General features: G+C 26.8%; 7 protein-coding genes and 1 pseudogene. 3 read left to right on the forward strand and 5 right to left on the reverse strand.

Translation table 11 applies throughout. From position 1 onward, the window contains the following. Positions 1 to 160: 160 nt before the first annotated feature. The 4 genes and pseudogenes from cas1 to QZ146_RS08345 form a co-directional block, all read right to left on the reverse strand. Positions 161 to 1,156 (reverse strand): annotated as a pseudogene (cas1, locus tag QZ146_RS08330) (CRISPR-associated endonuclease Cas1). Further along, positions 1,157 to 1,432: a CRISPR-associated endonuclease Cas2 gene (gene cas2 / locus QZ146_RS08335; protein WP_295723510.1), complete on the reverse strand. Its 276-nt coding sequence runs from the start codon at positions 1,430 to 1,432 to the stop codon at positions 1,157 to 1,159. Positions 1,433 to 1,705: 273 nt separating this feature from the next. Continuing rightward, positions 1,706 to 1,990, reverse strand: coding sequence for a DUF5750 family protein (locus QZ146_RS08340; RefSeq protein WP_295723513.1), 285 nt, complete (start codon positions 1,988 to 1,990; stop codon positions 1,706 to 1,708). Positions 1,991 to 2,006: 16 nt separating this feature from the next. Then, the gene (locus QZ146_RS08345; RefSeq protein WP_295723515.1) at positions 2,007 to 2,996 is read right to left on the reverse strand and encodes an alpha/beta fold hydrolase; all 990 of its coding nucleotides are present in this window, start codon (positions 2,994 to 2,996) and stop codon (positions 2,007 to 2,009) included. A 538-nt stretch (positions 2,997 to 3,534) separates the two neighbouring features. Here QZ146_RS08345 and QZ146_RS08350 point away from each other — a divergent pair. The 3 genes from QZ146_RS08350 to QZ146_RS08360 all read left to right on the forward strand — a co-directional run bounded on the left by QZ146_RS08350 (position 3,535) and on the right by QZ146_RS08360 (position 8,671). Further along, the gene (locus tag QZ146_RS08350; RefSeq protein ID WP_295723518.1) at positions 3,535 to 6,786 is read left to right on the forward strand and encodes a hypothetical protein; all 3,252 of its coding nucleotides are present in this window, start codon (positions 3,535 to 3,537) and stop codon (positions 6,784 to 6,786) included. 690 nt (positions 6,787 to 7,476) lie between these two features. Next, entirely contained in the window at positions 7,477 to 8,250 is a 774-nt protein-coding gene (gene nucS / locus QZ146_RS08355) for an endonuclease NucS (RefSeq protein WP_295723526.1), read from the forward strand. A 19-nt stretch (positions 8,251 to 8,269) separates the two neighbouring features. Then, the gene (locus QZ146_RS08360) at positions 8,270 to 8,671 is read left to right on the forward strand and encodes a zinc ribbon domain-containing protein (RefSeq protein WP_295723520.1); all 402 of its coding nucleotides are present in this window, start codon (positions 8,270 to 8,272) and stop codon (positions 8,669 to 8,671) included. Positions 8,672 to 8,788: 117 nt separating this feature from the next. Here the strand turns inward: QZ146_RS08360 and QZ146_RS08365 are convergent, their stop codons facing one another. Next, entirely contained in the window at positions 8,789 to 10,228 is a 1,440-nt protein-coding gene (locus QZ146_RS08365; protein ID WP_295723523.1) for a gamma-glutamylcyclotransferase, read from the reverse strand. Positions 10,229 to 10,870: the final 642 nt, after the last annotated feature.

The raw sequence follows: 10,870 nt of genomic DNA on the forward strand, positions 1-10,870 counted from the left end.
ATTATTTGTTATCCCTTTTATATTTTTTTTAGGACTAAAAATTTCACTCTAAAAATAGTGGAGATGTCCTCAAAATATTACAAGAATATTTAGTCAATGGCCCTATTTGAGTATAAATTTTAGGACTAAATATTTTTGATCGTTTTTTATCTACTTGTACTCACCAATGAAGTGAAAAACCTAGAAATTCCTCTTCATCAAAAATTGTTTTTTTAAGATTAAAAGTCTGTCTATGAATAATATCTTTATAAGTTAACTTCTCACCATAATAAGTAATAGTTGGGTTAATTTTATCCAGTATTTTACTTGCAATGACTTTTCTTTTATCTAATTTTATTGAATAGTTTCGCTTATCTAAATCATTTACTGTAATCTGTTTTTTATTTATTAGGTTTATAACAGTTTTATCAACAATCTGTTGTCTGAAATTCTCAATTAAATCATAGGTCAAACTAGTCCTATTATCCCTATCAAAATGTAAAAATCCACAATATGGATCAAGACCATTTAATAAAATAGATTTTGTAATTTCACTAGCTAAAATTGCATATCCATAATTAAGCATATAATTAAGTAGATCTGTTGGTTTTTGAATTCTCTGCTCAAAACCAATATCTGGAGGAATTAATAATTTTATTCCACTCCAATATTCATAAGATGCTTTTCCTTCACAACCCATAATCCTCATTTTAATACTCTCATAATTATTAGTTATTTTTAAGGAATCAATATCTTTTATTTCATTGCTAATTTTATTTTTTAAAATATTAATCTCAACTATCTTTTTACGTTTATTAAGAGTAGTTAATGTTGATTTTTGATTTATCAATTTGGATTTGATTTATTCCTTTGCTATTTTAATTCCTTTACTATTTTCACTTAGTTGATACTGATATTTTTTTAATTTAACATTCCTCCAATCTGGTGATTCGAGAATGTAGTTTAAACGACCAAAATAATCAAAAGATAATAATTTAATATTATTTTTAGAAATTAAAGTTAAAGCATCAAATGTTATATGTCCTTTTCCAATAATAAGAATACTTGAAATTTTATTTGCATTAATTGAATCTAAAATATCATCTTTTTCCTTAATAATAATCTGATTATCCTTTTTATGTAATGATTTATTATATCCATCAATTATAATATCCATCTAAAACACTCTATACAAGTCTTCTCTAAATTTAATTTCCCCACCGAAACTTTCTTTTTTATAATAACACATATCACATATTGGAAAAATTATTAATGTATCTTTATTATTTATAGTGCTGGAAATATTGTCTTTAATATCATTAATTTCTAAATTATTTAATTTTCCTATATATGTGTTATTTTGAATTTTTCTAAGACCAAAATGTCTTAAAATATTTTCAATTTTTACTTGATTTGTTTTATATTTAATGTCAAAGCTAATTAAAGTATACATATTATTATATTCTCTAACAAAAAAAGAAATAATTAAAAATATAAAATAAATTTAATCGTATCCTCCCTCTTTTTACATTAATTTTTAAAAAAAAATCTTAATTTTAATTATTTTTATCATTATTGTTTAAATCTAAAACAATAAAAATTAAGATTTCAACAAAGCCCTTTTTTTAATAAAAACAATTCATTTAAGTTCATTTATTGAAAAAAATTCATTGTATCTAATCAATTAAAGATTATAAATATATTTTAATTAATCATTACACATGATTTAAACCATATCTTCTAAAAAACTAGATAAAAAAACCATCATTTCTATTTCTTCTCTTGCAATAAAATCTTCTAATCTAAACTTTGCAACATCAGAACCAAAAGGATAATATTTATCTGGAAAATTCATTGTAATAATTAAATTATCCTCACATCTTGTATGTTTATCTTCTAGATTTTTATCTAAATATTCAATTGCCTCAGGACTTAGACCTGAAACAGTGTATTTAATATAATTATCATTAGGTTTTTTAGACCCGTAATCTGTAATTTTAACATTAATCATAATAAACACTATAAATTTAATAGAATTCTTTTAAGAATTGACTTATTTTATCTTCTATTTTTACAAGTTCCCTTGAACCTATATGTCCATTTATTGAATCATAAATAACTAGTTTTGAATCTTTAATCATTTTATTCATTGGAATTGCATCAAGTTCTGGAGGGAAATACTGATCCTGATTAATTGCGATGATTAAAACTTTTGCTTTAATATCTTTTAGCTTATCTTCAATATCATAGTGAAGTGTTGCTTCATTTCTATAGAATATATCATTAACATCATCAAGTGTTTCTTCCTCAACCATATATTTTATACTTTCATCAATTTCATCATTTGTAAGCTGTCTGTAATATGCTCTTGAAAATCCATAATTAAACATAACTTCAACTGCAAGTTTAAAAGTTCTATCTAATTCTTCTGATTCAATATAATCTCCATTATTATAATCCGGACATGTTTTAATTATATCCTCTGTTATACGAGATAATGCATAATTATGTCCTCCAACCTTATAACTTGATACCATTGAAATTATAAAGTCCATATCCTCTGGATAATATGCAGCCCATGTTAATACTATAAATCCTCCCATAGAGTTTCCAATCAATCCTTTAATATGAGTAATATTAAATTTTTCCTTTAAAAACTCCCTATTAAAATTTACCATATCTCCTATAGTATAATGTGGAAAACTGCCTTTTAAATTAGAACTTGATGGAGATAATGAACTGGGAGATCCTAATGCACTAATTGATATAAAGAAAAATTTATCTGTATCAAAGATCTCATTTTTACCAGACACCTCTTCAATACGTCTGATAGACCCATAATCCCCACTGGAACCATGACAATAAACAACTGCATTTATAATATTACCATCATCATCCACTATTGGATTTCCAACACAGGTATACTCTACTTGTACATCTTCTAAAACTTCACCATTTTTAAATTTAAATTCACTTAAAGTAAAATACTTCGGTTTATCAAAATCTCCATCAAACAAAATAAAACCCCAATATAATAAATTAATATAATAAATTAATATTATTTAAGAAATTAAAATTATAAATATTTAATTAATATATGCTTAATAAATAATCAAGAAAAATAGCTTTTAAAATTTTTTTAAAACTTAAAAGGAAACTAGAAAAATTATGGGACGATAAAAAAAGATTATAAAAAACTTTCTTTGTCATTACATGTTTAAGGGAGGGTGAATATGTATATGATTTCCCATAATTCTTCTATAATTGATTTAAGATAAAAACTTAAATCATAAATATATTGATTTTAATAATATCTAATTTAACTGTTAATAAATAATTTTAAATTATTTTTTAAATCCCTATTCACAAATTAAACAAAACATTATATTAATGGAAAATATTTGATGGCAAATCGGATAAATAAACATTATTTTCATAAATTATTTAAGTCATTAACAGTATATACACATCTAACAGATTAGTTTTATTATAATAATATTAATTATGAGGTGAATTTTACATATGAAAAACAAAAAAATATAGTTATTAGCATTATTGCTTCTTGTTTGTATATTAAGCATTTCTACAATAAGTGCAACAGAAGATACAAGTAATAACGGTGTTATTAGTGCTAATAATAATAAAAAAGTAAATTTAGAAACAAAATATCAATATGATGATGTTTCAATAAGCGATGATAATTCTCAAATTAATTTAGAAGAAAATAATTATAAGTGTAAAGTGAGTGAATCTGGAACAAATAAAATAACAACATCAAATGGAGATCCCTTAAGTTTTAAGGATTTAAATACAACCATTAATGACAATACTAATTCTACAATCCAATTATCCAACAACTACAAATACGATAAGGATAAAGACTCTGTTTTCCAAGGCGGAATTTTTATTAACAGAAATTTAACGATTTATGGAAATGAAGTAACACTAGATGGAAACAATATGGCAAGAATATTTAAAGTAGATGATAATGTTACTGTTAACTTTCATAATATAAAATTCATAAATGGTAAAGCAGACTATGGTGGAGCAACATATGGAGGTAATGCATACAACTGCACATTCACCAAAAACACTGCACAGCATGGTGGAGCGATATACAACGGAAAATCCTATAACTGTACTTTCACACAAAACAAAGCAGAAGAAGATGGTGGAGCATTATTTTTGAGTAATGCAACTGATTGTATATTCACCGAAAATAAAGCAGAAGAGGATGGTGGAGCAATAAATAATGGAAATGGATACAACTGCACATTCACAAACAACACCGCAAAATTTGGTGGAGCAATAGCACATGGTAATGCATATAACTGTAAATTCACAGATAACAAGGCAACAAATGGTGGAGTAATATATGATGGAAATGCATACCATTGTGCATTCACAAACAACATCGCAGCAAATAACGGGGGAGCAATATTCGTAGGAGAAGCATACAATTCTACATTCACAAACAACAAGGCAACAAATGGTGGAGCAATGTGTGATGGTAAGGCAATTAATTGTACCTTTACCGAAAACAATGCAACTGGAGATGGTGGAGCAATGTATGGAGGAACTGCTATTTTATGCATATTTAATGGAGATACAACTAAAGGTACAGAGATTATTCCTGCTATAATAAATGTATTAAATTACACATCAACTTACAAATCAAGTGAAAGATTGAAATTCAACTTAACCATAAATGGTAAATTGTATGATGGATTTAATACTACTATTAACATATATAAAGGCGATGTATTAAACACTACTGTTTATGCTTTATCTAATGAAGGATGGATTGTAGATTTAGAACCTGGAGAATATGCTGCTGTTTTAAGTCTCACCGATTATCCAGACGAACCATCATCAAATGCAACTATAACCGTAAGATCAACTCTCACTGATTTAAATACGACTATTAATAATAATACTAATTCAACAATCTACTTACCTACTAACAACTACTACAAATATGATGCTTCAGACGAGGAATTAATATTTGGAATTAATATAAACAGAAATTTAACAATATATGGAAATGGAGCAACAATAGATGGAGAAAAAATAGTAAGAATATTTGATGTAGAAAATAATGTTACTGTTAAATTTTATAATATAACCTTCAAAAACGGTAAAGCAGAGTATGGTGGAGCAATATATGGTGGTAATGCATATGGTTGTATATTTATCAATAACACTGCAGAATTTGCGGGTGGAGCAATATATGGTGGTAATGCATACAACTGTACATTCACCGAAAACGAAGCAAGCTTGAGTGGTGGAGCAATTTCTAATGGAAATGCATACAACAGTACATTTAACAAAAACAAAGCATTTAGTTGGGATGGTGGAGCAATAGACCAAGGAAATGCAATCAACTGCACATTCACCGAAAACGAAGCAGACCATGGTGGAGCAATAGACCAAGGAAATGCATACAACAGTATCTTCATCGAAAACAAAGCAAATCAAGAAGGTGGAGCAATATACGATGGAAATGCAATCAACTGTACATTCAAAGGCAACAACGCAACAAATGGTGGAGCAATATACGATGGAAATGCAATCAACTGTACATTCAATGGCAACAATGCAACAAATGGTGGAGCAATGTATGAAGGAACTGCTATTTTATGCATATTTAATGGAGATACAACTAAAGACACAGAAATTATTCCTGCAATAATAAATGTAATAAATTACACATCAACTTACAAATCAGGTGAAAAATTACAATTCAACTTAACAGTAAATGGTACATTGTATGATGGGTTTAATACTACCATTAAAATATACAAAGATGGTGTATTAGTTAAAACTGTTTATGCTTTAAGTGGTGAAGGATGGCTTGTAGATTTAACTCCTGACGAATATATTGCTGAGTTAAGTCTTCCATTATATACAGAAGTAACACCAATAAATACAACCATTAACGTTTCAAAAGCAAATACAACAGTTGTTATTGACCCTATTATTGATGCAATAGTAGGAAAAGAAATAACAATAAAATATATTACTAATAGTAATGGAACTGTAACAATTAAAGTAAACGGCGAAATAATACCTGATGGTAAATTCACACCAACCAAAGCAGGAACATACAACCTAACCATCGAAATATCAGAAAACGACTACTACACAGCAGGATATAATGAAACTACATTCACAGTAGAAAAAACCAACACAACAATACTAATCAGCCCAATCATTGATTATGTTGTAGGAGAAACAATCCCAATCACATTTACAAGCAATAGTAACGGAACAGCAACAATTAAAGTAAACGGCAAAATAATACCTGATGGTAAATTCACACCAACCAAAGCAGGAACATACAACCTAACCATCGAAATATCAGAAAACGACTACTACACAGCAGGATCTAACAAAACCACCTTCACTGTTGGAAAATTAGAAAGTCAAATTATTGCAAGTCCCATAACTACTACTTATAATGTAGGTAAAAATTTAGTAATTACCTTAAAAGATCAAAATGGTAAAGGTATAAAAGGTGCAGTATTAACAGTAAACTTAGGAGGTAGTAAAAAGATTACGACTGATGCTAATGGCCAAATTAAAATCAATGTTGCGACCCTTACACCAAAAACCTACAATGTAAAAATCATATATGCTGAATCAGATAATTATAAAGGTTCTACTGCGACAGTCAAAGTTACAGTTAAAAAAGCTACACCAAAAATAACAACAAAATCAGCAAACTATAAACTTAAAATAAAAACTAAAAAATACACAGCAATCTTTAAAGACAATAAAAACAGAGGCTTAAAAACACAAAAGTAACATTAAAAATCAATGGTAAAACTTACACTGTTAAAACTAATAGCAAAGGTCAAGGTATATTTAAAATAACTAATCTTAAGAGAATAGGAAGATACACTGGACTTATAACAGTCCCAACAAACACTTACTACAATAAAGTAAGTAAAAAAGTTAAAATAAGTGTAAAACAATAAAAATATTTTAATATTAAGAGTTAACAATAACTCTTATACTTTTTTTCTTTTTTAAATTATAATCCTCAGAACTCTCTAAAAAAATCTTAATTACTCTATACAGAAATACTCTTTTTTAAAGTTAGTAAATTACTAAATTTTTAATATACATATTAATAAATGAGTTATAATAAAAATTTGCTAAACTACTATAATAAAAAAATAATATAAATTAGAATATATTCCTGTTTCGTAAAAATAGTGTTTAAATAATTAAATTATAGGTAAATATAAATTTAATTACAAATATCTATAAGCCCATTGTCTTCATTATTAGTGTCAATCCCTAATTGTTTTAAGCCATAGAGATAATTATTTAAGCATTACAACTTCAATTATTTCTTCTCATAATAATTTTATATCTTAACTATTTTTAATCCCATTAATCTATTTTAAGAATAATTTTCGAATATTAATTTCTATAATGAATAAATTTATTAAAGAAAATTTAGATAATTAAGATAATGATTTCAAAACTATTGAAAAGGCAAGTGTAGAAGAATCATATGAATTAATTGAAGCAGGACTTAGAAAAAAAGCAATGATTACATTATTTGCTTATTGTAAGGTAGAATATGAAGGACGTGCACTAAGTCAACTTGGATATGGAGAAAGGCTAATCCTTATAAAACCAGATGGCTCTTTTCTCATACATCAAGATAAGAAAGTTGAACCAGTAAACTGGCAACCTCCAAAATCCAAAACAAAAGCATATATAAAAAATCGTAAACTTTACCTTGAAAGTAACCGACGTAAACCACGAGAAAGATTAGAAGTAGAAATTGAAAAACTATCTCTTGGATCATATGCTGTTGTAGAAGATTATGAAGAATTAGAACAGGCAGGATATGAAAAAGATATGGGAGATATGATTATGGAAAATCCTCATATTATTGAGGAAGGTTTTAAACCAACTGCAAGAGAATATAGTGTAGAACATGGTTTTATAGATATTCTTGGAAAAGACTGTGAGGATAACCTTATGATACTTGAATTAAAATCTCGTAAAATAGGCATTAGTGCTGTTAAACAGATAAAAAGATATATTGAAGATTTAAGTTATGAGGATAATGATGTTTTAAAAGAAATGGGTGTTGAAAAGAAAAAAATCAGATGTATACTTGTTGGGCCTAAAATTGATAATGATGCACAGGACATGATTGATGAAGAGGGCATTGAATTTGTAGTATGTGAACCTCCAAAAGAACTTAAAAAAGATAAAAAAGTAACTTTAGATGGTTTTTTTAGCTAATAAAAACAAGAATGATAATATGAAAAAATGTACAAACTGTGGAATGGTTAATGAAGATTATGCTAATTACTGTAATTATTGTGGTATGAAATTCCACAGTGAAACAAATGAGAATAAATCATTTGAGCATGATACTATAGATAATAGTTTTGAATATAAGCATAGTCAATATGCTGAAGGTGATGAAAATAAGTTAATTATATTAGGGTATATAACTTCCATCATATTATCATGGGGTTGGGTACCGCTTGTTCTTTTAAAATCAATTATGAATGTAGGATTTGTATCTTTGGTCGGATTATTTTTACCATTTTATATGATAAATTCAGAAAATAGCAAGGTAAGAAAACATGGATATTTTCAATTTATTATATGTATACTAGGATGTATACTTGGAATTTATTTTATGTTTCATCAGTAAATGTCTTGAATTTAAGATTAAATCAATGTTTTTTGGAAGACTAATTTTTTGAATAAATGAATTTTAGATAATAAAAAAAATTAGAAAATAAGAAAAAAAGCATTAGTATATTTTTAATTACCTAATGCAATCATAAATATAATCTTCAATATCCTCATCAGATATATCTGGCCAGTTCTCTTTTATACCTTCATGTAAAATGTCTGAATATGTATCACATGGAGTATTATAAGGGCGAAGATTATTATTAGTTATTGTTAGAACATTAAATCCTTTCATCATTCCAAGATTAATGATATTTTCATACCATCCATAACCCTCTTTAGGAGGACGGCCACTATTTTCTTGAACTACAATATGTTCAAATTGTTTTTTAGTTATAAGATAAGCCACTCCAAATGCATTTCCTGGTTTTGATATATCCAGAAAAGAAACACCTCCTTCTTCCCAGGAAGCTGAAGTATTTCCAAAGTACATATCATACGGAACCTTAAAAGGTTTAACTAGAAGTGGTAGTGAAGTATCTTCACAAGGTTGACGGTACTTGCTACCTCTAAAAGGGCCTCCTTGTATGTAACATAATAATCTTTCTTTTAACATATTGCTTCCATATGAAACATACCACACATATTCCTCTTTCCATGCAGATATTCTTTCAAGATTTGAAACATCTTCTAGATAGACATAAATATAAGCAAAACTTGTTTTTCCTTCTGTGTCTTTAACAGTCTCACATTTTTTAAGATAAAATGTACCTTCACCTTCAAGATGATCAATTGCAGGTAAATCATTTATTGGAACTTGGTATAACTCACCAATTATTAAATTCCCCCCTTCAATTATAGCAGGAAACCAACCAACATTATACATTTCATAACCTTCAATAGTCCCTTGTCCTAAGTAAGCACTATTACTAAGGTATTTATGATTACATTCATCACTCATAAGAGTACCATAAACAAATACATTTCTATTTGTAAAATATTCATTAATAGCTATAATATCTTTTTCATAACTTTCTTTCATGGGTCCAAGGAATTTACCTTCGGTTTCCATTTTATAGAACTTAGAACTTATATTGTTTATCATCTCAATAAATTCTGGACAAAATTCCCTGTGGAGATCCATAAATTCTTTAAGACCTGATTTCATAAAAATATTTAAAGCTTTAATTTGTCCATTAAGGGCATTAAAACCTTGACCACATAAATTTACAGCACATGACCTCTTAAGACCATTTAAAAGAGTATTTTTTGCCTTAGAACTAAAAGCTTCAGAATCACTTATGAATGCTTTCATTAATATTGCGGTACAAATATATGTAGGAATGTAGCAATAATGGATACATGAGTCACTTGGAATTTTAAATGAATCTACCAATTTAAAACTTCCATCGGCATCCTGAAAATCTATAATAATATTAAAATTATTATTCCAATTTTCATCATTAAATTTTATATCTTCATTTAAGAAATTTTCTAAATCCAAAATCATTCTGCGAAGTTCATCAAAGTTTGGATTATTATGGTCTATTTTTTCTAAAGATAAGATATTCATGATGGTTCACCCTTCATATTTTTACTTAAAAAAAGCTAATTTAAAATAATCTTTTTTAAAAAACCTGGTTTTACTTCTTCTTAATACAATAAAATTGTTTTTAGAACAATATAAATTTTTGGATTTTTAATAATAAATTTAAAATCCTCCATAAATAATATATACTATCTACAGAATCTTAGAAGCCCTGAATATCTCCACTTATTAATAGAAATAATAAGATTAGACCTGGCATTTATATTATTTTTTCATACAATATCTTATTTTAAAATATAAAATAAATATGTTTTATTTGTGGATTATGATATTGGCTAAGATTATCCATCTTTTCTTAATTGTCTTAAAATTATTAGAATATATATTATAAAAACCTGAGTGACAATGAAAAAGAGAATAGATACATTACCATAATCCCTCAAGAAAGTGAAAATTATAAGAGCAAGACAATAAATCCTAGTAAAGAGATTTTTGGTTGATTAAATTTTTTTAATAGATATATACTCACTGTACATATAGTTAAACAGATTATTCCCACTATAAATTTAGAATAATCATGTAAAAAAATTGGTGAAAGTATAATCTCTATTACTACAATTAGCATAGCAATTAATGATATAATCAATAATATTTTTTTAAGTATAC

The organism is uncultured Methanobrevibacter sp., assembly GCF_905235195.1.
Taxonomy (GTDB): domain Archaea; phylum Methanobacteriota; class Methanobacteria; order Methanobacteriales; family Methanobacteriaceae; genus Methanarmilla.